At 61.4% G+C, this 25,414-nt stretch carries 22 protein-coding genes and 1 tRNA gene; 9 read left to right on the top strand and 14 right to left on the bottom strand.

Translation table 11 applies throughout. From position 1 onward, the window contains the following. Window positions 1-9 precede the first annotated feature (9 nt). Together lysA and ACLBKR_RS16630 are read left to right on the top strand one after the other, a co-directional pair. Window positions 10-1,278 carry a diaminopimelate decarboxylase gene (gene lysA, locus ACLBKR_RS16635; RefSeq protein WP_414899717.1) on the top strand — a complete coding sequence of 423 codons (1,269 nt, stop codon included), beginning with the start codon at window positions 10-12 and terminating at the stop codon, window positions 1,276-1,278. A gap of 154 nt (window positions 1,279-1,432) precedes the next feature. Further along, on the top strand, window positions 1,433-4,090 hold the full coding sequence (locus ACLBKR_RS16630) for a TIGR02302 family protein (RefSeq protein ID WP_414899715.1): 2,658 nt from the start codon (window positions 1,433-1,435) through the stop codon (window positions 4,088-4,090). An 88-nt stretch (window positions 4,091-4,178) separates the two neighbouring features. On the opposite strand, the gene ACLBKR_RS16625 is transcribed toward ACLBKR_RS16630, so the two are convergent. The 8 genes from ACLBKR_RS16625 to ACLBKR_RS16590 form a co-directional block, all read right to left on the bottom strand. After that, complete coding sequence (locus tag ACLBKR_RS16625; protein WP_414899713.1) at window positions 4,179-5,462, bottom strand: EAL domain-containing protein; 1,284 nt, start codon at window positions 5,460-5,462, stop codon at window positions 4,179-4,181. Between the two features lie 84 nt (window positions 5,463-5,546). Next, on the bottom strand, window positions 5,547-6,428 hold the full coding sequence (locus tag ACLBKR_RS16620) for a 3-hydroxybutyryl-CoA dehydrogenase (protein ID WP_112830344.1): 882 nt from the start codon (window positions 6,426-6,428) through the stop codon (window positions 5,547-5,549). A gap of 130 nt (window positions 6,429-6,558) precedes the next feature. Next, entirely contained in the window at window positions 6,559-7,488 is a 930-nt protein-coding gene (locus tag ACLBKR_RS16615) for an electron transfer flavoprotein subunit alpha/FixB family protein (protein ID WP_112830343.1), read from the bottom strand. A 27-nt stretch (window positions 7,489-7,515) separates the two neighbouring features. Continuing rightward, entirely contained in the window at window positions 7,516-8,265 is a 750-nt protein-coding gene (locus ACLBKR_RS16610; protein WP_112830342.1) for an electron transfer flavoprotein subunit beta/FixA family protein, read from the bottom strand. 177 nt (window positions 8,266-8,442) lie between these two features. Continuing rightward, window positions 8,443-9,228 (bottom strand): rhomboid family intramembrane serine protease, encoded by a 786-nt coding sequence (locus tag ACLBKR_RS16605; RefSeq protein ID WP_113447384.1) that lies wholly within the window; start codon window positions 9,226-9,228, stop codon window positions 8,443-8,445. 19 nt (window positions 9,229-9,247) lie between these two features. Beyond that, window positions 9,248-9,826, bottom strand: coding sequence for a cob(I)yrinic acid a,c-diamide adenosyltransferase (locus ACLBKR_RS16600; RefSeq protein WP_113425546.1), 579 nt, complete (start codon window positions 9,824-9,826; stop codon window positions 9,248-9,250). Between the two features lie 11 nt (window positions 9,827-9,837). Then, a complete protein-coding gene (locus ACLBKR_RS16595) occupies window positions 9,838-10,035 on the bottom strand; it encodes a twin transmembrane helix small protein (protein WP_113338240.1) in 198 nt (65 codons plus the stop codon). Between the two features lie 28 nt (window positions 10,036-10,063). Beyond that, window positions 10,064-10,897: an SDR family oxidoreductase gene (locus ACLBKR_RS16590; protein ID WP_113425547.1), complete on the bottom strand. Its 834-nt coding sequence runs from the start codon at window positions 10,895-10,897 to the stop codon at window positions 10,064-10,066. Between the two features lie 83 nt (window positions 10,898-10,980). Here ACLBKR_RS16590 and ACLBKR_RS16585 point away from each other — a divergent pair, with 83 nt between their 5' ends. Then, window positions 10,981-11,865 (top strand): YihY/virulence factor BrkB family protein, encoded by an 885-nt coding sequence (locus ACLBKR_RS16585; protein WP_113338242.1) that lies wholly within the window; start codon window positions 10,981-10,983, stop codon window positions 11,863-11,865. Here the strand turns inward: ACLBKR_RS16585 and gluQRS are convergent. Further along, the gene (gene gluQRS / locus ACLBKR_RS16580) at window positions 11,833-12,714 is read right to left on the bottom strand and encodes a tRNA glutamyl-Q(34) synthetase GluQRS (protein ID WP_113447383.1); all 882 of its coding nucleotides are present in this window, start codon (window positions 12,712-12,714) and stop codon (window positions 11,833-11,835) included. The two genes, ACLBKR_RS16585 and gluQRS, sit on opposite strands and share 33 nt — an antisense overlap. 77 nt (window positions 12,715-12,791) lie before the next feature. Here gluQRS and ACLBKR_RS16575 point away from each other — a divergent pair, with 77 nt between their 5' ends. Together ACLBKR_RS16575 and ACLBKR_RS16570 are read left to right on the top strand one after the other, a co-directional pair. Next, window positions 12,792-13,451, top strand: coding sequence for a DNA-3-methyladenine glycosylase family protein (locus tag ACLBKR_RS16575; RefSeq protein WP_112830335.1), 660 nt, complete (start codon window positions 12,792-12,794; stop codon window positions 13,449-13,451). An 80-nt stretch (window positions 13,452-13,531) separates the two neighbouring features. Beyond that, window positions 13,532-14,089 carry an HNH endonuclease gene (locus tag ACLBKR_RS16570; RefSeq protein WP_414899707.1) on the top strand — a complete coding sequence of 186 codons (558 nt, stop codon included), beginning with the start codon at window positions 13,532-13,534 and terminating at the stop codon, window positions 14,087-14,089. A gap of 13 nt (window positions 14,090-14,102) precedes the next feature. Here ACLBKR_RS16570 and ACLBKR_RS16565 read toward each other — a convergent pair whose 3' ends face one another. Next, entirely contained in the window at window positions 14,103-14,615 is a 513-nt protein-coding gene (locus ACLBKR_RS16565; protein WP_113447382.1) for a disulfide bond formation protein B, read from the bottom strand. Between the two features lie 15 nt (window positions 14,616-14,630). Further along, window positions 14,631-15,221, bottom strand: a complete 591-nt coding sequence (locus tag ACLBKR_RS16560; RefSeq protein ID WP_113338246.1) for a YqaA family protein — start codon at window positions 15,219-15,221, stop codon at window positions 14,631-14,633. Between the two features lie 217 nt (window positions 15,222-15,438). On the opposite strand from ACLBKR_RS16560, the gene ACLBKR_RS16555 reads away from it, so the two are divergent. Together ACLBKR_RS16555 and ACLBKR_RS16550 are read left to right on the top strand one after the other, a co-directional pair. Further along, window positions 15,439-15,523 (top strand) — tRNA-Leu (locus ACLBKR_RS16555). A 169-nt stretch (window positions 15,524-15,692) separates the two neighbouring features. Beyond that, entirely contained in the window at window positions 15,693-17,330 is a 1,638-nt protein-coding gene (locus ACLBKR_RS16550; protein WP_113425550.1) for an AMP-binding protein, read from the top strand. A gap of 49 nt (window positions 17,331-17,379) precedes the next feature. On the opposite strand, the gene ACLBKR_RS16545 is transcribed toward ACLBKR_RS16550, so the two are convergent. The 3 genes from ACLBKR_RS16545 to secA all read right to left on the bottom strand — a co-directional run bounded on the left by ACLBKR_RS16545 (window position 17,380) and on the right by secA (window position 23,004). Beyond that, window positions 17,380-18,657 carry a GNAT family N-acetyltransferase gene (locus ACLBKR_RS16545; protein ID WP_113425551.1) on the bottom strand — a complete coding sequence of 426 codons (1,278 nt, stop codon included), beginning with the start codon at window positions 18,655-18,657 and terminating at the stop codon, window positions 17,380-17,382. Window positions 18,658-18,659: 2 nt separating this feature from the next. Next, a complete protein-coding gene (locus tag ACLBKR_RS16540) occupies window positions 18,660-20,063 on the bottom strand; it encodes a lipopolysaccharide biosynthesis protein (RefSeq protein WP_112830327.1) in 1,404 nt (467 codons plus the stop codon). A 235-nt stretch (window positions 20,064-20,298) separates the two neighbouring features. Continuing rightward, window positions 20,299-23,004 (bottom strand): preprotein translocase subunit SecA, encoded by a 2,706-nt coding sequence (gene secA / locus ACLBKR_RS16535; protein ID WP_113447527.1) that lies wholly within the window; start codon window positions 23,002-23,004, stop codon window positions 20,299-20,301. A 244-nt stretch (window positions 23,005-23,248) separates the two neighbouring features. Between secA and ACLBKR_RS16530 the strand changes: the two genes are divergently transcribed. Further along, a complete protein-coding gene (locus ACLBKR_RS16530) occupies window positions 23,249-24,109 on the top strand; it encodes a peptidylprolyl isomerase (RefSeq protein WP_113338296.1) in 861 nt (286 codons plus the stop codon). Window positions 24,110-24,172: 63 nt separating this feature from the next. Continuing rightward, complete coding sequence (gene argJ / locus ACLBKR_RS16525; RefSeq protein ID WP_112830326.1) at window positions 24,173-25,414, top strand: bifunctional glutamate N-acetyltransferase/amino-acid acetyltransferase ArgJ; 1,242 nt, start codon at window positions 24,173-24,175, stop codon at window positions 25,412-25,414.

The following is a 25,414-nucleotide window of genomic DNA, read 5'->3' as shown; positions in this document are numbered from 1 at the left end:
CCACACCCCGTGAACCACTTCGACTATCGCGATGGCGTCCTCTATGCCGAGGATGTGCCTGTGCCCGAAATTGCCCGGGCCGTCGGCACACCCTTCTACTGCTATTCCACGGCGACGCTGGAGCGGCATTACAAGGTATTTTCCCAGGCATTCGACGGTGTCGACGCGATGGTCTGCTATGCGATGAAGGCCAATTCCAACCAGGCCGTGCTGAGAACGCTGGCCCGGCTCGGCGCTGGCGTTGACGTCGTTTCCGAGGGCGAGCTTCGCCGTGCGCTTGCAGCCGGCATTCCGGCGAAGCGCATCATGTTCTCCGGTGTCGGCAAGACCGTCTCCGAGATGGATCTCGCCCTTGAGGCCGGTATCTACTGTTTCAACGTCGAATCCGAGCCGGAACTCGAGGTTCTCGCTGCCCGTGCCGCACAGTCCGGCAAGCAGGCGCACGTCTCCTTCCGCATCAATCCCGATGTCGATGCGCGCACCCACGCGAAGATTTCGACCGGCAAGAAGGAAAACAAGTTCGGCATTTCCTATGAGCGCGCCCGCGCGGTCTATCAGCGGGCGGCGAGCCTGCCGTCGATCAAGGTGACCGGCATCGATATGCATATCGGCAGCCAGATTACCGAACTGCAGCCGTTTGAGGATGCCTTCCGACTGCTGCGGGAACTGGTGGAGACCTTGCGCGACGACGGCCATGCCATTGACCATGTCGATATCGGCGGAGGTCTCGGCATTCCCTATCGGGACGACAACAACCCGCCACCGGAACCCGATGCCTATGCCCATATCGTCAAGGAACAGCTTGCCGGGCTCAATTGCCGGATCGTTACGGAGCCGGGCCGGCTGATCGTCGGAAATGCCGGCATTCTTGTCACCGAGGTCGTCTTTGTGAAGGACGGAGGCGACAAGACGTTCGTGATCGTCGATGCGGCCATGAACGATCTCATCCGGCCGACGCTTTACGAGGCCTATCACGAGATCCGTCCGGTCGTGATTTCGGCGGCCAGCGCCCCGCGTATCCGGGCGGATGTCGTCGGTCCCGTCTGCGAGACGGGGGATTATCTGGCTCTCGACCGGGAAATGGCCATGCCTAAGACCGGCGATCTGCTCGCCGTCGGTTCCGCAGGAGCCTACGGCGCCGTGCAGTCGGGCACGTATAACAGCCGGCGGCTGGTTCCCGAGGTGCTGGTGAAGGGTGGCGAATTCCATGTCATTCGGCCGCGACCGAGCTACGAAGACCTGATCGGACTCGATTCCGTGCCTTCCTGGCTTGACTGATTGCCGTTCACTTTTCAGCGACCAGGGCAAAAAAGCGGTTCGAATGGCGCTGTTGCCCTCGTCTTCGCCACAAACGATGTTATCTTTTAGCGAATGATTGCGCTCATGGATGAGCCGCGCGCTTCGATCAGTGGACGAAACGGAGACCCGACGGATGGCCCCTCCCCAGCCGGGCAGTACGCGAAAGGGCGCATTCCGCACCGACCCGGTGCTGGCGCGTCGTGTCGCCGTCAAACGCCTGCTGGCGCGCTTTGTCCTTTTCGCTGAGCGTCTTCTGCCGCTGTTTCTGCCGGTGGCAGGTATTGCCGCGATTTTCGTCTCATTGGCCTGGTTCGGCGTTTTCCGGCAATTGCCGGATGTCCTGCGGCTGATTGTCGTCTTTGCCCTCACCTTTGCTTTCGTCTGGTCTCTCCTTCCGTTCACACGCCTGCGCTGGCCCGAAGCAGAAGAGGCCGACCGGTTGTTGGAAGAGCGCAACGGGTTGCCCCACCAGCCAGTGGCGGTCCAGGATGACGAACCGGCTTTCGAGACGCCTTTTGCCCGCGCCCTCTGGCAGGAGCATCAGCGACGCATGGCGGAGACCATTGCAGCGCTGGACGCCGGCCTGCCACAGCCGGATATCGCCCGTTTCGACCGGCATGCCCTGCGCGCCATACCGGCGCTGCTCCTTGTGACCGCGTTTGCCTATTCGAGTTCGAACGGGGCAGGGGTCATCGCGGAGGCCTTCCGCTGGAATGCGGGCGGGGGTACGGGCCAGGAGATCCGGGTCGATGCCTGGATCACCCCGCCATCTTTTACGGGTCGCGCTCCGATCTTCCTTTCAGGCGCCGGTGCGCAGGCTGAGGAGGCCGGTGGCGTACGCGTGCCGCAGAATTCGCAGGCGACTGTGCGCATCAGCGGCGGCAGCGACGACGAGAAGGTGCTCTACCGGGTCGCCGATGGGGGTGAGGTCGTCGATATCGCAGCGAGTGCCGGCGCGTCGCCAACCGAACCCAACGCGGGCGACTCTGCTCCGGTCGTTACCAGTCGCACCCATGAATTCAAGCTGGAGCAGAACGGCGAACTTCTGGTCGGCCAGAAGCGTTGGGCGATCGAAGTCATCGCCGACAAGCCGCCGGAGATCGCTTTCGACGGAATGCCGAAACCGACGGTCAACGGCGCGTTGGAGATCGGCTTTACAGCGCGTGACGATTACGGCCTGCAGTCCGCTCGGGCGGAGATCGTGCCGGTGGACGAGAAGCCTGGCGCCACCCCGCTTTATCCGCCGCCGGACTACAGGCTGGATCTGCCGCGCCATAACTCGCGTGACGCCAAGGGGGTTTCGAGCCGCAACATCACGGATCATCCGCTCGCCGGCCGCAAAGTTCGGATCACGCTGACGGCAACCGATGGTTCCGGCCAGACCGGCCGCAGTCCGTCCCATGAGATGGTTCTGCCGACCCGTCATTTCGTCGAACCGCTTGCCGCCGCCGTTGCCGAGGAGCGGCAGGTGTTTGCGCTCGATACCCGCGATATCGACCAGGCGATCGCTCTCAACGAAGCCATTTCGCTGCGCGCGGACGAGACCATTCCGAACCCCACGCATTTCCTGCTTATTCAGTCCGCGCAGGCGCGGATGAAGCTTGCCCGATCCAATGATGACCTCAAAGATACCGCCGATTATCTCTGGGAGATCGCCCTTGGCATCGATGACGGGGATCTTTCGCTGGCGGAACGTAAGCTGCGGGATGCGCAGCAGGCGCTTGCCGATGCGCTGGAGCGCAACGCTTCCGACCAGGAGATCAAGCGCCTGATGGACGAACTCCGTGCTGCCATGCAGGAGTTCATGAAGGCTGTTGCCGAACGCCAGCAAAATGCGCAGGGCGACGGCCAGCAATCGGCGCAGAATATGATTCGCCAGAGAGATCTGGAAAACATGCTGAACCAGATCGAGAATCTGGCCCGCTCCGGCAACCGGGACGCTGCGCGCCAGATGCTATCCGAACTGCAGCGCATGATGAACAGTCTTCAGGCCGGCCGGCCTCAACGCGGCGGGCAGCAACAGCAGCAGACCAGCGAGCTGCGCCAGCAGATCGACAAGCTGGGCGAGATCATGCAGGAGCAGCAGAAGCTGATGGACGAGACCTTCCGTCTCGACCAGGCGCTGAAGGACCGCATGCAACGCGGCGATCCGGGCGACGGTGAGGATGGCGAGTTCCTGCAGGACCAGCCGCCGGTGACGGAAGACGGGCGGCAGGGTCAGCAAGGCGAGCAAGGTGAACAGGGCGGTTCGCCAATGGATCGCATGACTGCCGAACAGCTCCGCGAAGCCTTGAAGAACCTGCGCGGCCAGCAAGAGGCGCTCGGCAAGAAGCTCGAAGAACTTCAACAGGGGCTGAAGGGTCTCGGATTTCAGCCCGGCGAAGGCATGGGCAAGGCGCAACGCGAGATGAAGGGCGCGGGCGAGGCCCTTGGCGAAAGCCAGGGCGAGCGCGCCGTCGAGGGGCAGGGCAAGGCCATGGAAGCGCTGCGGCAAGGTGCGCAGGAGATGATGGGGCAGATCCAGCAGGCGATGCGCGCCGGCCGACAGCCGGGAGATGGCGACAACGGTCAAGGCGGTCAGCGCGGACGGGACCCGCTGGGCCGGGAACCTGCCAGAACGAGTGAAGAGATGGACGACGGGCGGCTGAGGGTTCCCGACGAGATCGAGGTGCAGCGGGCCCGTGAAATTCTCAATGCCATTCGCAAGAAGCTCGATACGATGTCGGTGGACGATGTCGCTCGACCCGAGCTTGAGCGCCGCTATCTCGAGCGACTGCTCGACATACAATAGCGGTGCGCACGGCATCGTGCTGGTAGCGAAAGGTGGATCGAAAATTCGTCACTGTGGACGTCGCGGCTGTGCGTGACTTCCTGTCATTTCAGCCTGCAGGTATTGCCGCAGTGCCGAGATTGCTTTTCCCGGCTCCCTTTTTCCATAAGGCGATTGCATCGGCGGATATGGGCCGCCCAAGATGAAACCCCTGGGCGGCGTCGACGCCGAGGATGCGGAAGGTCTCGGCCGCTTCGGCGGTTTCCACTCCTTCGGCGACCAGGGTGCAGCCGATGTCACGGGTGAAACTTACCAGCGCTGCAGCGAGCGCCCGCCGCACGGCATCTTCCTCGATTTCATGACAAAGCTCTGCGTCGAGCTTGATAATGTCCGGTCTCAGATTGAGGATGTGGCGCAGGCTTGCGTAATCGGCTCCGGCGTCATCCACGGCAAGCCGCAGTCCCCGCGTCCGCAGGGGCGCCAAAGCGTCTGCCAGTCGGTCGTAGTCGTGAATATCCGCGTGTTCGGTCACCTCTATGACGAGATGCTCGAGCGGGAGACCTTCGACCAACTCCGCAAAACGGGGATCGAGCAGGGTCGCCGGTGACACATTCACCGCCAGATAGCCATTCTCCGGGGGGAAGGGCGGATTCTCGATCACCAGTCGCAGGGCCTTCAGCTCGAGTTCGACGCCGTGGCCGACCTCGAACGCTTCGGCAAACCAGGTGTCCGGGCCTCGCGCAGGCATGGCAGAGAAACGGGCCAATGCTTCGAAGCCAACGATTTCGCGGCTGTTGAGGTTGAGGATAGGCTGATAGACCATCGTTATGCGGTCATTCTTCAGCGCATCGAGAATGCGGGCCTCCGCATGCCGTTGGCTGACGCGCTTGTCGATCACGCGGTCGAGTTCGAAGGCGGCGAAGCGGGCAAAGGAGCGTAGAATCTGCAGATCGCGCTCGTTGAGCGTTGGATCGGGTCGGGTGGAAAAGCAGCAGAAGGTACCGTAAAGGCGCCCGTCTCCCAACCTGATCGGCACACTCATATGGGAGCCGATCGGGAAGGAATGGGTCGCCTCGATTTCCAGGGCGGCGGGTAGCAAAGACGTATCGGGAATAAGTTCCGGCAGTTCGCCATCGACGATCCTCTGGCAATAGCCTTCGTCCATGGGTAGCCAGTCGCCGGCGCGCAACAGTTCGTCCGGCAAGCCGATATCCACATAACGGAGGAAGCGCCGACTGCCGGCGAATTCGGAGATGAAGCCGATATCCATGCCGAGGCAGTTGCGCGCGGTCGCCAGAATATTGCCGATACGCTCTTCTGCCTCGATCTGCTGTTCCAGGCTGAAAAGCAGATCGTGCAGGCCGTGTTGCCTTGCGCTGTCAAAAAACGTCATGAGGGAATCCGTGCGACTCTTCACGTTTAAAGTGAATAAGCTGCCTCGAACGGATTCAAGTGCTAATTTTAGCAGTATCCGGCATTATCTGGTGGGAACGGGGTGCTCGCCACGGTAGTCGTAGAAACCTCGGCCGGATTTACGCCCCAGCCAGCCTGCTTCCACGTATTTCACCAGCAACGGGCATGGGCGATATTTGCTGTCGGCCAGCCCGTCATGCAGAACCTGCATGATCGAAAGGCAGGTGTCCAGGCCGATGAAATCTGCCAACTGCAACGGTCCCATGGGGTGGTTTGCGCCGAGCTTCATGGCCGTATCGATGGCCTCGACCGAGCCGACACCCTCGTAGAGCGTATAGATCGCTTCATTGATCATCGGCAGGAGAATGCGGTTGACGATAAAGGCCGGGAAATCCTCTGCGACCGTGATCGTCTTTTCAAGCGAGCGGGCGAAGTTCTTGGCGGTCTCGAAAGTGCTTTCCTCGGTGGCGATGCCGCGGACCAACTCGACGAGCTTCATCACGGGTACGGGATTCATGAAATGAATACCCATGAAGCGTTCCGGCCGGTCTGTGGCCGAGGCGAGGCGCGTAATCGAGAGCGAGGAGGTGTTGGTGGCCAGTAGCGCCTCGGGCTTGAGCACGGGGCAGAGCTGCGCGAAGATCTTGCGCTTGACGGTCTCGTCTTCGGTCGCCGCCTCGATCACCAGATCCATGGGTGCCATGTCGTTGATGTCGGTGGTGCCGCTGATGCGGCCAAGTGCGGCCTTGCGATCCTCGTCAGAGAGCTTGCCGTTCGAAACCTGCCGGGCCAGGTTTCCATTGATGGTGGCCAGTCCCGCCTCGATCCGCTCCTTGGCGAGGTCGTAGATGGTGACCTTGTAGCCGGCGAGCGACGCGACATGGGCGATGCCACATCCCATCTGGCCCGCTCCGACGACGCCTACATTGTCCAAAACCGTGGTCATGCCGTTCTCCTCACCTGAACCCGCAACGCCTGACAAAAATGCCGGGCCAACGTTACGGTTGGTCCGGCAAATTTGATAGCCCTGGACGGGGCGATTTTCCAGTCTTTTCGCAGTTGCGAAGAGCGATGCCTCAAAGCGCCTTTTCGAGCTCGGGGAGAGCTTCGAAGAGGTCTGCGACGAGGCCGTAGTCCGCGACCTGGAAGATCGGGGCTTCCTCGTCCTTGTTGATGGCGACGATGACTTTCGAGTCCTTCATGCCGGCGAGATGCTGGATGGCCCCGGAGATGCCGCAGGCGATGTAGAGCTGTGGCGCGACCACCTTGCCGGTCTGGCCGACCTGCCAGTCGTTCGGGGCGTAGCCGGCATCGACTGCCGCGCGCGATGCGCCGACGGCGGCGCCCAGCTTGTCGGCAACCGGAAGGATCACTTCCCTGAACTTTTCCGAGGACCCCAGCGCGCGACCGCCTGAGATGATGATCTTCGCCGAGGTCAGTTCCGGACGCTCGGACGACGACAGCGCATCCGAGACGAAGGTGGAAAGACCCGGGTTGGCGGCAGCCGCCACCGTCTCGACGGACGCCGAGCCGCCTTCGCCCGCAGCGGCGAACGATGCCGTGCGGACCGTGATTACCTTCTTCGCATCGGTCGACTGGACGGTCTGGATGGCGTTACCGGCATAGATCGGACGCTTGAAGGTGTCGGCGGAAACCACTTCAATGATTTCCGAGACCTGCATCACGTCGAGAAGGGCGGCAACACGCGGCATGACGTTCTTGCCGACCGAGGTGGCGGGCGCGATAATGACGTCATAAGACGGAGCGAGCGAAACGATCAGTGCGGCAAGCGGCTCAGCCAGGTTGTTGGCGAGGCTTGCGTCGTCGGCGACGAGCACCTTGGAGACGCCGGAGAGCTTGGCTGCCGCGTCTGCTGCTGCCTTGGCGCCCGAACCTGCGACCAGCACATGAACGTCGCTGCCGATCTTGGCAGCAGCCGTCAGCGTCTTGGCGGTCTGGTCGGAGACGGTTGCGTTGTCGTGTTCTGCCAGAAGAAGAATGGCCATCTTTGTGTTCTCCTTGTCCCGTCCCGATTACAATACGCCGGCTTCGGTCTTGAGCTTCTCGACCAGTTCGGCGACGCTCTTGACCTTGATGCCCGCCTTGCGGCCGCCCGGTTCTTCAGTCTTCAGCACCTTGAGGCGCGCTGCTATATCGACGCCGAAGTCGGCCGGCGACTTCTTGTCGAGCGGCTTCTTCTTGGCCTTCATGATGTTCGGCAGCGAAGCATAGCGCGGTTCGTTGAGGCGAAGGTCCGTCGTGACGATGGCCGGCAGCTTGACGTTGATCGTCTGCAGGCCGCCATCGACTTCGCGGGTGACGTCGGCGGAGCCGTCCTTGATCTCGAGCTTGGAGGCAAACGTTGCCTGCGCCCAGCCGAGAAGGGCCGAAAGCATCTGGCCGACCTGGTTGGAATCGTCATCGATCGCCTGCTTACCGGTGATCACCAGCCCCGGCTGTTCCGCTTCCACCACGCCTTTCAGGATCTTCGCGACGGCGAGCGGCTCGACCGCTTCTTCGGTCTCGACCAGGATGGCGCGGTCGGCCCCCATGGCGAGCGCCGTACGCAGGGTTTCCTCGGCCTTTGCCGGGCCAACCGATACCACAACGACTTCCTCAGCCTTGCCGGCTTCCTTCAGGCGAAGCGCTTCCTCGACCGAGATTTCATCGAAGGGGTTCATCGACATCTTGACGTTCGCAAGCTCGACACCCGTCCCGTCCGCCTTCACACGGATCTTGACGTTGTAATCAACAACTCGCTTAACAGTCACCAATACTTTCATGACTTCCTTCCTTCATTGCCCTGTCTGAAAATGCCCCTTCAGACGGCCCTCCGATGGTCAATGGGCGACATGGATACGCATTTTTTTTCCAATTACAACGCCCGATACACCCGGCATTCCTCTTAAAAACGATTAATTGACGTTTACGTTTACGTCAATATACTGGAATTGCGGAATCTAGCGGCCCCAGTGAATGTTTCGCCGCGGTGCGGAAGGCGGCGTCACGGCGGTTCCGACAGGGGGTACCCGTATGTGCTCCACCGCTTTCGGGGTCACGATCGTCCGGTCGAAGAGCGGGACGCCGCGCCTGCGCACGACGATCACGAGCAGGGCGCCTGCAATGATGCCGCCGACATGGGCGCCCCAGGAGACTTCGCCTTCGCCGTCGATAGCCAGCATAACGAACTGCTGCCCGATCCAGAAGAGAAGTGGCAGGAAGGCCGGAAGCGGCAGGGGGAAACGGAAAAGCACGAGAACCCAGACACGCACCTTCGGGTGCAGCATCAGATAGGCGGCTACCACCCCGGACACGGCGCCGGATGCGCCGATCAGCGGACTTTGCGACGTCGGGCCGACGAGACCATGGAAAAGGGCGCCGGCGGCGGCGCAGGCGAGATAGAACAGCAGGAAACGAAAATGGCCGAGTGCATCCTCGACATTGTCGCCGAACACCCAGAGGAAGAGCATGTTGGAGCCGAGATGCATCAGATTGCTGTGCAGGAAGGCATAGGTGATGAACGTGGCATCCGGCGGCACGAGGGTGAGCGCGGGATCGAGAGCCGCATAGTCGAACACCACCGCGGGAATGAAGCCCAGCCCGTAGACACTTGCCTCAATGACGGAATCGGGGACCAGAAGGGTGGTGAATGCAAAAACCAATGCATTCGTCAGGATGAGGCCGATCGTGACATATTGCATGCGGATATGCCGTAGGGCGTTGCGGTCATGCAGGGGAATGAACATCGCGCCCTCCCGGAGCCGTTCAGCGGTTCTTGCCGGGAACCCAGAGAATATCGGCCCTGCCGCCGTCATTGGCGAAGCGCGCCGCCACGAAGAGGAAATCCGACAGCCGGTTGATGTATTTGAGCGCCGGCGGATCGATGGTTTCCCCCTCGAAACGCGAGAGTTCGACCATGATGCGTTCCGCCCGCCGGGCCATCGTCCGGGCCAGATGAAGGTGTGCGGCGGCCGGTGTGCCGCCGGGCAGGATGAAGGATTTCAGAGGGTTGAGGCCCGCATTGAGCTGGTCGATCTCATGTTCGAGCCGCGTCACCTGCGCCTCGATCACGCGAAGAGGTTCGTAGCTCAGCACTTCGCCGGTGTCCGGGGCGGCGAGATCGGCGCCGAGATCGAAGAGGTCGTTCTGGATGCGCAGCAGCATGGCGTGCAGTTCCGGCAGTCCTTCGGTATGCAGCCGGGCAACCCCGATCGAGGAGTTCACTTCATCGATGGTGCCATAGGCGTCGACCCGCAGGTCGTGTTTCAGACGGCGGGGGCCACTGACGAGGGCCGTGGTGCCGTCGTCTCCCGTGCGCGTGTAGATCTTGTTGAGGCGAACCATAGTCGTTTCTCCTATCGTCCGCCGCCGGTCAGCCAGAGCGTCAGCATAATCAGGGCAACGGCTATCGCCTGCAGGACGAGGCGCATCTGCATCAGCTTGTTGGAGGTGTTGCCGCTACCGCCCTTCAGCATGTTGAAAAGGCCACGCACGAGGACGAGCACGACGAGGCCCATGACGATCAGGGCGAGAACTGTGGTGAAACCGGACATGGTGTCTTTCTGGCCTTTTGTCTTTGCCTCAGTCTAGCGATCGCATCAATCGATAGAAGAGATCCGCCGGCAGCAGACGTTTCAGGAATGCGCCCTGTCGGGCCGGCGTCGTCACGAGATAATGTGGGCGAGCCCGGTCGGCGGTCAAGGCGTGCTTCAGGACTTTGTAGACGGCATCAGGGCCGAGCTTGTGCTTGTTGACCGGGCCGGTGCCGTTCAGCCGGGCCAGTTGCCGTTCATATTCCCTGGCATGAGCGGAGCCGACCAGATCGATATTTTCCTCAATCTGTTTCAGTGCGTTGGCGGTAAACCGGCTTTCGATGGGCCCGGGCTCGATCAGGCTCACCTGAATGCCGCTTCCTTCAAGTTCCATGCGCAGCGTGACCGAAAGCCCTTCCAGCGCGTATTTCGAGGCGGTATAGGCGCCCCGGTAGCGATAGGGCAACAGGCCGAGGATCGACGAGCACTGGACGATCCGGCCGGAGGCATGGGTCCGCATCAGCGGAATCACGCGGCGTGTCAGTTCGTGCCAGCCGAAGACATTGGTTTCGAACTGCCGACGAAGCACGTCGGTCGACAGGTCTTCAACCGCACCGGGCTGCCCGTAGGCGCCGTTGTTGAAAAGCGCATCGATCCGGCCATTCGTGCGCATCGCAACCTCGTCGACCAGGGCCGCGATGCTCGCATGGTCGGTGTAGTCCATCTGCAGGGCCTCGACCCCCGCATCCTCCAGAGGCGCCAGATCCGCGCTGCGGCGAACCGTTGCGAAGACGCGCCAGCCGTCCGCCTTGAGAGCCCTTGCGCAATAGGCGCCGATGCCGGAGGAACAGCCGGTCACGATGATGGTTCGAGCATTCGTCATGGAATGTTCCCTGTACAAATCCGCACCGGTTTCCCATATTCGCCGTGGGGTTACAATCGGCACGCCGCGATCGAGGAGAATGGATGCGGGCTTTCCTGCGCACGATCTACCGGGTCGGGTTCGACGCCTTCTATCACTTTACCGAGGACGATGGCTGGGCCATGGCGAGCCATGTGGCCTTGTCCGCGCTTCTGGCAGTCTTCCCGTTTCTGATCTTCGGCACGGCGCTCGCGACCTTCCTCGGAGCCGATCGCTTCGCCGAGACCGCCATCCACATCATTTTCGATACCTGGCCCGAATCGATTTCCAAACCGGTATCCGACCAGATCGTCCGGGTGCTCACGATCCCCCGCGGCGGGCTTCTGACGATCTCGGTGCTGGCGGCGGCCTATTTTGCCTCCAATGGGGTAGAGGCGCTTCGCGTCTCGCTCAACCGCGCCTATCGCGTGGGAGAGACGCGACCGTGGTATGTCACCCGCCTCGTCAGCCTTGGCTTCGTTCTCGGGGCGGTCGTCGTGCTGATGGTCATCAGTGCCTTGCTCGTTGCCGTTCCGGTGGCGCTCGCCTTTGCCGAGAAATGGTTTCCCTGGCTGAAGGAATGGCTCGCGACGATATCGAACTGGCGTGTCTACGGGACCATCGGCCTCCTGGCTCTCGCCCTTCTGATCTTTCACCTTGGCCTGCCTGCCGGTCGCCGGCGCCTGCTCGACGTGATCCCCGGCGTTCTGCTGACGCTTGTGCTCTGGCTGATCGGTGCGCTGGTCTTCGCTTACTATCTTGCGAGTTTTGCCAACTATGCGGCCATGTATGCCGGTCTCGCCTCGATCATGGTGGTGATCGTTTTTCTCTATATGGTCGGAGTCATCTTCATCATCGGTGCGGAGTTCAACGCAGCGCTGATGAAATTCAATGTATTGCCGTCACGGGCCGTCGCGTCAAAGACCGACGAGCCGGCGGATCGCATCTGAAGTCCGGCCTGCTTTCCTGAGTTCCAAGAGCGCCGTGTCGCCCTGGCTCTTGGAAAGCTTGCGCCCGTCCGCGCCAAGGATCAGCCGGTGGTGGCGATAGCTGGGGGCGGGAAGATCGAGAAGCGTTTGCAGCAGGCGGTGGACCGAGGTTGCATGAAAGAGGTCAAGGCCGCGCACGACATGGGTAATGCCCTGAACGGCGTCGTCGACGGTCACCGAAAGATGGTAGCTCGACGGCGCATCCGAACGCCACAGCACGACATCGCCCCACGCTCGGGGATCAGCGACGATTTCGCCGGTTTGTCCATCACCCGTCTCGACCCAGGTCAGTGCCGTATTGACGGAGGCGACAGCCCTCTCCATGTCCAATCGCCAGACATGCCGCTCGCCCGCGGCGATGCGTTGTTGACGGATCGAAGCGGCAAGGTATCGCTCGTCGTTTGGATAATGCGGGGCTCCATCCGGATCCCGCGGCCATGCTTTGCCAGCGGCTTCCGATTGCGCCGCGCGCGCCTTGACCTCGCCGCGGGTCATGAAGGCCGGGTAGGCCAGGCCATCGGCAATCAGCCTGTCGAGCGCTCTACGATAGTCATCGAGATGTTCCGACTGCCGGCGCACCGGTTCCTCCCATGTCAGGCCGAGCCAGGCAAGATCGTCGTAGATCGCCCTCTCGAATTCGGGCGTGCAGCGGCCAATGTCGATGTCTTCCATCCGCAACAGAAGCCGCCCGCCCGTCGCCTTCGCCATGTCGGCATTGAGCAGGGCCGACAAGGCGTGGCCGAGATGCAGGCGTCCGTTGGGGCTCGGAGCGAAACGGAAGACGGGCTTTTGACGGGCAGGCGGGATCATGCTCTCTATCTCGCATGGAAAATGGCCGCGGGGAACGGGGTCTTGGACAAAGAGCCGGCAATGGAGCCGAACATCGGATGACGATCGCAACACGGGCTGATCTGGATGCCGGCCTCGACCGGCTTCTGGCTGCCGATCCTCGCCTTGTCGTCGTGGCGGAAGCCTGCGGCCCATTGCCGCTGAGGCTGTCGGAGCCGGGCTTCGCCGGCCTCGGCCATATCGTCGTGTCGCAGATGGTGTCGAAAGCGAGCGCCGACGCCATCTGGCGGAGGATCGTCGCGGCTACCGGAGAGCCGCCGACGGCGAAGGCCTATCTAGCGCTTCATCCGACGGTCGTCGCCACATTTGGCCTTTCGCGCGCCAAGGCGGATACCCTGCTCGCCATCGCCCAAGCCGTCGCCTCCGGACATCTCGACCTTGCGGGAACCGCGCGGTTCGAGGCCTCACGGGCCATCGACGAACTTACCTTTTACAAGGGAATCGGCCTTTGGACGGCCGAGGTGTACCTGATGTTCTGCGGTGGCCATCCCGATATCTTTCCGGCCGGCGACGTGGCGCTGAGGGTCGCCGTCGGAGATGTGTTCGGCTATCGGGAAAGGCCTGATTTCCGGGAGGTGAGGCGGATAGCGGAAGCCTGGAAACCGTGGCGTTCCGTGGCTGCCCGGCTGCTCTGGGCGCACTATGCAAGGCGCACCGGCCGGCAGGCGATTCCGGTGGATGTTCAAGCTCTTCCCTGAACTGCAAGAAGGGGCTTCACAATGCTGTAACAACGGACCTAATATACATGGGCAGATGCCGAATCGCTCAGGAGAATGCCTTGACGATTGCAGTCTCACCCCAGTCCTTGCCGGCACTCGTCCTGAATGCCGACTACAGGCCTCTAAGTTACTACCCCTTGTCGCTCTGGTCCTGGCAGGACGCGATCAAGGCGGTCTTTCTCGACCGTGTGAACATCATCGCCGAATACGATCACTCGGTCTGCTCGCCGAGTTTCTCGATGAGGCTGCCGAGCGTCGTCAGCCTCAAGACCTATGTTCAGCCCACCCGCAACCCGGCTTTTACCCGCTTCAACGTGTTTCTGCGTGACAAGTTCGAATGCCAGTATTGCGGCTCGGCGGACGATCTAACCTTCGATCACGTGATCCCGCGCGCTCATGGCGGCGAAACCACGTGGGAGAATGTCGTTGCGGCCTGTTCGCCCTGCAATCTCAGGAAGGGCAGCAAGCTTCCGAAGCAGGCATCGATGTTTCCTGCCCAGAAGCCCTATTGTCCGACAGTGCAGGACCTGCACAACAACGGCCGGCTTTTCCCGCCAAATTACCTGCATGAAAGCTGGGTCGACTATCTCTACTGGGATTCCGAACTGCAGCCGTAAGCCAGGTTTTCGCTCAGCTCCGCCTGCGGAACACGGCCCAGACGGCGACCGCGGCAAGGACCGTGCTGGTAATGACGTTCCAGCCCGCAAAGGAGAGACCGAGCACGCGGAGCGCCGCTTCCGTGCAGGACGGTCCCTTGGTCTCGTTCAAGGCTTCCAGAACATTGACCGGAGCCTCGCCGCCGGTTGCTCCCACGGCACAGGTCGTCGGTCCTTCCCAGAACTTCCATTCGACCCCGGCGTGATAGGCGCCAAGTCCGATGCTGACGATCATCAGGATGGCGATGATCGCGATCAGCCCGCGGGTGATGGCGACAGGCAGACGGAAGACCGAGGAGAGTGTCGCGAGTATGCCGACGCCGATGCCGATGTAATAGGGATTGCGCTGCATGAGGCAGAGTGCGCAGGGAACATACCCGCCGATATGTTCAAACCCGAGCGCCGAGCCGACCACTACGGCCATTGCAAGGGTCAGGACCGCGGCTATCGCCGTGTCGTTCTTAAGATACGAGGCAGATGCGCCCATAACGTCTTCCAGTTCTCAGTGCATGAAGTAGCGATAGGCGACATATAGCACGATGAGTGCGGCCGCCCCGACCGAGGCAATCTGACCCAACCGCTTTTCGATGAAGTCGCGGATCGGCTCGCCATAGCGCTGCAAAAGCCAGGCGAGAAGCAGGAAGCGCGCGCCGCGGGCAACGATGGCCGAAACGATGAAGAGCCAGATGTTGATTTGGGCGACGCCCGAAAGGATGGTCACCACCTTGATCGGCGGCAGGTGGGCGAGGCCAGATGTGACCAGCAGCAACAGAACAGTCTGGTAATCAACCGAAGTGCGCAGTTGTTCGAAGGCTTCGTATTTGCCGTAGAATTCGAGAATCGGCCGGGCAACCGCCTCGAAGGCGTAGTAGCCGAGGAGCCAGCCAGCGATGCCGCCAAGCACCGAAGCGACCGTCGCTATGATGGCATAGCGCCAGGCCTTCTGCGGCTTGGCGAGCGCCATCGGCAGGTAGAGCACATCGGCCGGCACCAGAAATATCGAACTTTCAATGAAGGCAATGACGGCGAGCCAGCGTTCGGCCGACTTGCGCGCGGCGAGCGACATGGTCCAATCGTAGAGGCGACGCAGCATCCAGTCTTTCCCGGTCTTTCGGTTGCTCGGTTTTATGCAAGCCAACCTTCACTGTAAATGGGCCCTTTTGCGGCGCAGCATGCACGAAACAAACATTTGCGTGAAGTCGAACACCAAAAAGCCTTCCCGGCTGTCGGCTTGCAGGCCTCATGCACCCCAAGTTCACCCTTGCATGGGTGCTCAGGCCCATGGTAGAGCCCCTTCCACTACCCCGCGTGCCCCATTGGCGGAACTGGTAGACGCGCTCGACTCAAAATCGAGTTCCGAAAGGAGTGCTGGTTCGATTCCGGCATGGGGCACCACTTCTTCTTTTCACGTCCCCGCAGCGTTTCCACCCTGATCGTAGGATGCCTATATCCTGTTGGTCGGGATCTGCGAATGGAGATGCGTCCAGCGGGGCTCCCTTGCCGCTATTGTGCACCTGCGAGAGGAATGATAGCAAAAAGCCCAATGTGATATGGGTTTTTCGCCATGTTTCTGCCTGAACGGGGCACTTACGAGATGCTTTGCCGCGATTTCTCGTGGTCTATTCCTGACGATTTCAACATCGGCCGTGCGGTCAGCGACGACTGGGCGTCTCATTCGCCCGAGCGCATCTGCCTGCAGCATTTCAGTCCGGATGGCGATCATCTGTCGATGACCTATGGCGAGCTTTCGCGGCGTTCGGCGGCCTTCGCCCATGGGCTGCGGGCGCTCGGGGTCGAGCCGGGCGACCGTGTCGCGCTTCTCCTGCCGCAGTGTTTCGAGACGGTCGTCGCCCATGTGGCGATCTACAAAATGGGCGCGATCGCTTTGCCGCTGGCGCTGCTGTTCGGTGCGGAAGCGCTGGAATACCGCCTTGCCGCCGCCGGTGCAAAGATTGTCATTACCAATGATTTCGGTCTATCCCGGCTCAACGAGATCCGCTCGCGCCTGCCCGATCTGCAGGATGTCGTGACGATCGGAGCCGCGACACCCGGCGTGCGTGCCTTTTCGGATGTTGAGGCGGGGCACCCCCCCGTCTTCGAGGTGGCGGAAACCGGACCCGACACGCCGGCACTGATGATCTTTACCTCGGGCACCACCGGTCCGCCGAAGGGTGCGCTGCATGGACACCGGGTTCTGCCCGGCCATCTGCCCGGCTTCCAGATGGCGCATGATTTCATTCCGCGCGACGGCGACAGGATGTGGACGCCGTCGGACTGGGCCTGGGCGGGAGGCCTGCTCAACGCGCTCCTGCCGTCGCTCCTGCTCGGTGTTCCCGTCGTTTCCTCGCCGGCGCAGAAATTCGATGCGGATACGGCCTTCCGGATCATGGCGGAAATGAGGGTGCGCAACGCCTTCATTCCGCCGACGGCATTGAGACTGCTGAAGTCGGTGGAGCGTCCGCGGGAGAAATACGATCTCGTGCTGCGATCGATCGGTTCGGCGGGGGAGGCTCTGGGTCGGGAGACCTATGAGTGGGTGAAATCCGCGCTCGGCATTGTTCCCAACGAGTTCTACGGACAGACGGAGTGCAATTTCGTGCTGTCGTCGGCGGCTCATATAGGCGTCAGCCGGGCAGGCGCCATTGGCCGGCCGGTGCCGGGTCATCGCGTCGCGATCATCGATGACGAAGGCAGGGAGCTTCCTCCAGGCAGTACCGGGCAGATCGCAATTGCCCGACCCGATCCGGTGATGTTCCTTGGCTACTGGCAGGACGAGCGGCCGACTGCTGCAAAATTCGTCGGTGACTGGATGAAAACGGGCGATCTCGGTCGGCAGGATCGGGAAGGCTACGTGGAGTTTTTCGGACGGGACGACGACGTCATCACATCCTCCGGTTATCGTATCGGGCCCGCGGAAATAGAGGACTGCCTTGGCGGTCATCCCGCGGTGCGTCTTGCCGCCGTAATCGGCAAGCCCGATCCTTTGCGCACGGAAATCGTCAAGGCTTTCGTCGTGCTTGCCGACGGCTTCTCTCCAAGTGACGCGCTTGCCATCGATATCCGCGACTGGGTGAAGCATCGCCTCTCGATGCACGAATATCCGAGGGAGGTGGCATTCATCGACGAACTGCCGCTCACCACCAGCGGCAAGGTTATCCGCCGTCTCTTGCGTGACCGTGAACTGGCCCATGCGGCGGAATAGGCACCCAATCGTGGGTCTCGGCCTTCCTTTAGCCGGAATAAACCCTCCGTCAGTCGTTAAGGCGGCGGGATATGATCTTGTCGCGCAGGATGCGGGCGATATTGCGCGTGTTGCGGTACATGTGAAGCTGGGCGGCGGCTTGGCGTACGTCGCGGTCGGCATTGGGCCGAAGACCGATGACCAGCGTGCCCATCTCCTCGCGTTCCCTCCAGAACCGGCTCATGATCGGGTGATCCGGTACGGCGCAACTGTCGGTGCGCTGGATATTGGCGTCGTCGAGATGCCATTCGGTGAGGTCGGCCATCAAGAGCTTGCCCGGTGAAAAGCGGGCGTAGCGTTCGTCATAGGCCGTCTTCCACGTATAGGCCTCGCCGGCCATGATGAAGACCACCATCGAAGCGATGGCCCTGCCGTCGAGGTCGAGCGTGTGGATGCGCACGGCATCCACCTCGGCGAGATTGGTGATGGCCTCGCGGGCAAAGGCTGAGCGCAGGCGGTCCATGACCATGGCGGACCGTTTCTGGCCTTTCCAGCCGCTGGCTTCGAGCGCCAGGAACTCCTCCATTCTGAGACGGATCTCCTGCGGCTGGCGGGCGACGTTGTAGGTCACCTCCCCCTGTTCGCTGAGCATGCGAAACTGTCGGCGCATCTCGCGCAGGTGGGATTTCGAGACCGCCTGCCGCAGATAGGTTTCGCCGTCCTCCGGGCTTTCCAGCATCGGCCGCGTGAAGGTGTTGGTGACTGTCAGCGGCAGGTCGCGGCTGATGGCGATGGCCTTCATGAGCTGAGCGAAACGGCCGTTCAGCCTGAGATCGGGCAATACGAAGACGCCCGGCAGGCGCGCGTCGGGACGGGCCAGCGCCTCCAGCAGATTATCCAGTGTCTCGGCCGCTTCCTCTGCATCCACCAGCAGCGTTCCAAGCGGACCAAAGGGGTTCGACCAGACCCGCAGAATCGACGGACCGACGGAGAAGCCCGGCTTTTCGATGGAATAGGGCATCAGCAGGCGAACACGGCTGCGACGCCCGTCCTCGTCGCGAATAACGGCAAGATGGATATGCCTATCTTCCAGCCGAGGCATGGCGGGTGCAAGGAAACGGGGCGCGAAGAAGACGTTCGCCTCCATCACCCGATAGGTGAGGTAATCGAGTTCCTCCTGCAGATCATAACCGGCCCTGCCCGGATAAAAGGTGAGATGGCGCCCGGGGCGGCCAACCTCTATCGTCTGGTCGGCGGCGGGACGGCTGTTCTGCAGGCCTGCCAGGCTGCCTGCGGCGCGATGGGCGCCGTTGCTGTTGCTCTCACGATGGACCGGAGGTTCCGCCATGGTCAGGATGCCTTCGTCTTGTTCAGAATCGACAACGGGTCGGCAAAAGCGAAGAGGACGATGCCCAGCGCGCGGCGGACCGCCACATGCAGGAGCAGGGCCTCGGCCATCATGGCGGCGGCCGTCGCCGCTGCCGCTCCGGTCAAACCGAAGAGGGGTATCAGGGTGATGTTGAGGCCGATGTTGACGGCGAGCGCGCCGATATAGAGGAAAACGCAGAGCTTCTGATGGCCCGTCATGGTCAGCAGCACCTCGCCCGGACCGACGAGCGCCTTGGAGAGGCTGCCGGCAAACAGGATTGCCATCAGCATGTAGCCGGCAGTGAAGGCAGGACCGAACAGCGCCAGCAGGAATTCACCGACGGCCAGCACCGCAAGCCCGACGAGAAGCGACGGCCAGAAGCTCCAGCGGGTCGTCTGGCCCGCGAAGGCTGCAAGCTGGCGGAGGTCGCTGGCGGCGACCATGGCGGAAAAGCGTGGGGCCGCGGCGGCCTTCACGGCAAAATAGACGAATTGCACCAGCGCCATGGTCTTTGCCGCAGCGAAATAGATCGCCACCTGATCGGGATCGAGGTAGAGGCCGACGACGACGACATCCGAATTGGTCAGAAGGAAGCCGAAGCCCTCGATCAGGAAGATCGGCAGGGCCACCTTGAACCAGGCGAGGAAATCGATCCTGCGTGGACCCGCGACAAAGCGCTTCTGCAGGCGTCGGTCGATCGTCAGGAACTGTGTGAGCGTGGTGACATAGGTCGCTGCCAATGCCGCCTGCATGGCTGTCGTCGCGGTATGGGGAGCGCCAGCCCGGACTGCCGCAACCATGAAACCGAGGATCAGCACAGGCCGGATAATATAAGTGGGGCTAAGCGCCGCCACAGGCCAGCTATTGGCGCGCGCAGTGCCGTCGAGCACATCGCCGAGCGCGATCATCGGCAGGGCGAAAAGGCCGAGAAACAGCGGCAGAATGTAGTAGCTCTCGATCCTGTCGCCGAGGAGCGCCAATGCGGCGAAGCCGATGACGGCAAGCAGGCTTGCCGAACTCATGGCAAAGACCCGCGCGGTCATGGTCAATCCGCGGATTTCGTCGTGTTCGTCACGGGCGTCATATTGCGGCAGGAAGCGGATGACCGTCGTGTGGAACCCCAGGCAGGAGAGATTGCCGAAAAGAACGACCAGCACCCAGACGAAGACGAAGATGCCATATTCGAATTCGCCCATGATCCGGGCCTGGATGATCTGTGAGATGAAGGCGATGGCGGCTGAAACGACCCTTATGGCGAAGGCGATCAACGCCATCCTTTGGGCGCGGGCGGTTTCGTCGGTTCTCGTGAAGGTGGCGACGAGTTTGTGCATCACCGGATGCAGGCCGGTCGGCAGTATCTTCTCCGCTGTCTGGACAACCGCCATTATCGACACGCACGGCCTATTGGAAACGCAAAACAACAATGCCGCACTGTTGTCAGATCAGGGTTAAGAAACGGTTTGCCTCGGGCCGTCAGTTTACCTGTATTGACAGGCCGTGTTCTTCGCAAAAGACCAGATTTCGGCGAGTTCTTGGTTGTGCCGCCGGCTTTACCCTTTCGGTCGAAACAAAAAGGGCGGCCCGAAGGCCGCCCTGATCGTCATTCCGCTTTTCCGGTCTTCAGGCGCTTTCAAAGGCGCCGTGGCAATGCTTGTACTTCTTGCCGGACCCGCAAGGGCAAGGTTCGTTGCGGCCGATGCGTCCCCAGGTGGAGGGGTCTTGCGGATTACGCTCTTCCGGAGCGACGTAATTTGCGGCACTTTCGTCGAAATCGTCTTCGCCGGTGGTGGCATCGAGGTGATGACCTTCCATGACGGGCAGGGTCGGCGCCGGCGGCGCTTCGCGAACGATCTCGACGCGCGACATCTGCATGGTCACGGCATCCCGCAGGTTTGCGAGCAGGGCCTGGAAAAGTTCGAAGGCCTCCGCCTTGTATTCCTGCAAGGGGTCACGCTGGGCATAACCGCGGAAGCCGACCACGGAACGCAGGTGGTCGAGGTTGACGATGTGCTCGCGCCAGAGATTGTCGATGGTCTGCAGCACGATCGAACGCTCGACATAGGCAGTGATCTCCGGGCCGAAACGCTCCGCCTTTTCCGCAGCAGCCTTATCCGCGGCCTCGGTGATGCGGGTGACGATGTCGTCTTCCGCAATGCCTTCTTCGGTTGCCCACTGCTCGATCGGCAGGTCGAGGTTGAGGGTTGCCGCGACCTTCTGCTTGAGCCCTTCGACATCCCACTGCTCGGCATAGGCCCGTTCGGGGATATGGACACGGACCATGGTCTCGATGACTTCGTGGCGCATGTCGGCGATCGTGCCGGAGACGTCGGTTGCGTCCATCAGCTCGATGCGCTGTTCGAAGATGACCTTGCGCTGGTCGTTTAGCACGTCGTCATATCTCAGCAGGTTCTTGCGGATGTCGAAGTTGCGGGCCTCGACCTTCTTCTGGGCGCGTTCCAGTGCCTTGTTGATCCAGGGATGGACGATGGCCTCGCCCTCCTTGAGGCCGAGCTTCTGCAGCATGCCGTCCATGCGGTCGGAGCCGAAGATGCGCATCAGGTCGTCCTGGAGCGACAGGTAGAACTTCGAACGGCCGGGGTCGCCCTGACGGCCGGAACGGCCACGCAACTGGTTGTCGATGCGCCGGCTTTCATGACGCTCGGTGGCGATGACGTAGAGACCGCCGGCAGCGAGCGCCTCTTCCTTGAGCTTTTTCACTTCCTCGCGGATAGCCTGCTCCCTGGCGTCTCGTTCGGGACCCGGTTCCATGCCCTCGAGTTCACGTTCCAGGCGCATGTCGATGTTGCCGCCAAGCTGAATATCGGTACCGCGACCGGCCATGTTGGTGGCGATGGTTACAGCGCCGGGCACACCGGCCTGTGAAACGATATAGGCTTCCTGCTCATGATAGCGGGCGTTCAGAACCTGGAACTTGTCGAAGCCGGACTTCTTCAAGAGGTTGGCCAGCAGTTCGGATTTCTCGATGGACGTCGTGCCAACGAGAACCGGCTGCTTACGCTCGTGCGCGGCCTTGATCTCGGCGATGATCGCCTTGAACTTTTCGTCGAAGGTCCGGTAGACCTCGTCATCCTCGTCGATACGCTGGATCGGCAGGTTGGTCGGAACCTCGATGACGTCGAGGCCGTAGATGTTGGCGAATTCTTCCGCTTCGGTCGCTGCCGTGCCGGTCATGCCGGCCAGCTTGTCGTACATGCGGAAGTAATTCTGAAAGGTGATCGAGGCGAGCGTCTGGTTCTCGGGCTGGATCTGCACCTTTTCCTTGGCTTCCAGCGCTTGGTGCTGACCTTCCGAATAGCGGCGGCCCGGCATCATGCGGCCGGTGAACTCGTCGATGATGACGATTTCGCCGTTGCGGACGATGTAGTCCTTGTCGCGCTGGAAAAGCTTGTGAGCCTTCAGCGCGTTGTTGATGTGGTGGACGATCGAGACGTTTTCCACGTCATAGAGCGATTCACCTTTCAGGAGACCCGCCTGACGCAGCAGGTTTTCGAGCTTTTCGGTACCGACTTCGGAGAAGTTGGCCGAGCGCTGCTTCTCGTCGATCTCGTAGTCTTCTTCCGACAGCATCGGAATGAAGGCGTCGATGGTGTTATAGAGATCGGAGCGGTCGTCTAGCGGGCCGGAGATGATAAGCGGCGTGCGGGCTTCATCGACGAGGATCGAGTCCACTTCGTCGACGATTGCGAAGGCATGGCCGCGCTGAACCATCTGGCTGCGCTCGTACTTCATGTTGTCGCGCAGATAGTCGAAGCCGAGCTCGTTGTTGGTCGCATAGGTGATGTCGCAGGCGTAGGCCGCGCGGCGTTCCTCGTCGGTCAGGCCATGGACGATGACGCCGGTGGTGAGGCCGAGGAAACCGTAAAGCCTGCCCATGGTGGTGGCGTCGCGCTTGGCGAGATAGTCGTTGACCGTGACGACATGGACACCCTTGCCGGCGAGGGCGTTCAGGTAGACGGCCAAGGTCGCAACGAGCGTCTTGCCTTCACCGGTCTTCATTTCGGCGATGGAATTGTCGTTGAGGATCATGCCGCCGATCAGCTGCACGTCGAAAGGACGCATGCCGAGGGCGCGGCGGGACGCCTCGCGGGCAACGGCAAAAGCGGGCACGAGAATATCATCGAGCTTTTTTCCTTCGGCGAGCTGCCTGCGGAATTCCTGCGTCTTGCCGGCAAGCGCCTCGTCGGAGAGGGCTTTCATCTGGTCTTCGAGAGCGGCAATGGCCGCCACCTTCGGCTGATAGGAGCGAACACGGCGCTCATTGGCCGATCCGAAGAGTTTGCGGGCGAGCCCACCGAGACTGACCATTCGATGGTCCTTTCTGACCTGCGTCATATTCGTTGCGTATCCTTGTCGCCGGCCGAAAATCGGCACGCAGGCACGGTTGGGCCCGGAAACGGCTCTGGACGCGCGGTTGCGTGACAGATAAGAGGGGGGTCGAATGATGTCAACGGCGCAGACGGACCGCAAACGCTTGGCCTACCGTGCTTTGGACAATTTTTCGCCCGATTCGAACGGTCAAGAAACGGTTCCCCCATCCGAAAGGTTTCACATGCTTCGCTTTCATAAACTCGCCCTTGCCGCCTGCGTCGCACTGATCGGTTTTCAGAACCAGGTTCTGGCCGAAGATGCCGTCGTGGCCAAGGTCGGCGACCTGACGATCACCCAGTCGGAACTCGATCTGGCCGTTGCCAACCTCGATCCGCAGCTTTCGCAGCTTCCCGACGAACAGAAGAAGGTGGCCGCGCTTTCCGGTGCCATCGATGTCAAGCTGCTTGCCGGTAACGCCATGGGCGAAGGCCTGAAGGACGATCCCGAATACCAGCGCCGCATGGCCTTCATCGCCGACCGCGAACTGCATAATCTCTATTTCAAGAAACATGTCGTCGATGCCGTCACCGACGCCGACGTGAAGGCCCGCTACGACAAGGAAATCGCCGCTCTTCCGAAGCAGGAGGAAGTTCGCGCCCGTCACATCCTGGTCAAGACCGAGGAAGAGGCCAAGGAGATCATCAAGGAACTCGACGCTGGCAAGGATTTCATCGAGCTTGCCAAGGAAAAATCGACCGACCCGAACAAGTCGGAAGGTGGCGATCTCGGCTATTTCACCAAGGGTCGCATGGTTCCGGAATTCGAGGAAGCCGCCTTTGCCATGGAGAAGGGCACCTACTCCAAGACCCCGGTCAAGACGCAGTTCGGTTTCCATGTGATCAAAGTCGAGGACAAGCGCGACGCTGCTCCGCCGAGCCTGGAAGAGGTCGGCCCGCAGGTCCGTCAGCTTGTCATGCGCGACAAGTATCTCGAGATCATCGAAAAGGCGAAGGCCGAAAAGAAGGTCGAGATCGTCGACGAGGCCTTGCGCAAGGGCTACGAGGATGTGAACAAGCAGCAGGAACAGCAGCCGCAGCAGTAATCGCTGCCTCCGTTCAACCCTCAGGCCCGCATTTTGCGGGCCTTCCTGTGACAGGTCGTGCCGATGTCCGCAAACGTTTCTCCCCTTGCTCCGAAATCCTTTGTCGAAATGCCGGTGATCCGTGGCGTCTCCATGGCGACCGCCGCAGCCGGCATCAAGTACAAGAACCGTACCGACGTGCTGCTGATGGCCTTTGAACGTCCGGCCGCTGTCGCCGGCGTTTTCACGAAGTCGAAATGCCCCTCGGCACCGGTCGATTTCTGCCGTTCCAACCTCGGTCATGGCGTGGCGCGAGGTGTCGTCGTCAATTCCGGGAATGCGAACGCCTTCACCGGCCTCAAGGGCAAGGCGGCAACGGAGCTTACCGCGAGGTCAGCGGCGGCCGCACTCGGTTGCGCCGAAAACGAAGTCTATCTCGCCTCCACCGGCGTGATCGGCGAGCCGCTCGATGCGACGAAGTTTTCCGGCGTACTGGGTGACATGGCAAAGAGCGCGACCGGCGACTTCTGGCTGGAAGCGGCACGCGCAATCATGACGACCGATACCTATCCGAAGGTTGCGACCCGTTCGGCGGAGATCGGCGGCGTCAGGGTGACGATCAACGGCATCGCCAAGGGGGCCGGCATGATCGCGCCTGACATGGCGACCATGCTGTCCTTCGTTGTGACGGATGCCGATATTGCCGCGCCAGCGCTACAGTCTCTTCTTTCCGCCGGCGTCGAGCCGAGTTTCAATTCGATTACGGTCGATAGCGATACTTCTACATCGGACACGCTTCTACTGTTTGCCACCGGTGCCGCCGCTGCAGATGGTCAGACGAAGATTGAAAATGCGGATGATCCGGCGCTGTTCGGGTTCAAGGCAGCCTTGAACGATCTCCTGAAGGATCTCGCTCTTCAGGTGGTGCGCGACGGCGAGGGCGCCCGCAAGATGGTCGAGGTGACCGTTGTCGGCGCTGAGACGGATCAGGCAGCCAAGAAGATCGCGCTTTCCATCGCCAATTCGCCGCTGGTCAAGACGGCCGTTGCAGGTGAGGATGCGAATTGGGGCCGCATCGTCATGGCGGTTGGCAAGTCCGGCGAGATGGCCGACAGGGATCGTCTGGCGATCTGGTTCGGCGATATCCGCGTTGCCGTCAACGGCGAGCGGGACCCAGCCTATTCGGAAGCCGCGACGACAGCGGTGATGAAGGAGCAGGATATCGCCGTGAAAGTCGATATCGGCCTCGGCAATGGCCGGGCGACCGTGTGGACATGCGACCTCACGAAGGAATATGTCGCGATCAACGGCGACTACCGGAGTTGA

Source organism: Paenirhizobium cremeum, assembly GCF_047553425.1.
GTDB lineage: Bacteria > Pseudomonadota > Alphaproteobacteria > Rhizobiales > Rhizobiaceae > Allorhizobium > Allorhizobium cremeum.
This window is presented reverse-complemented; position numbering and strand designations above follow the sequence as displayed.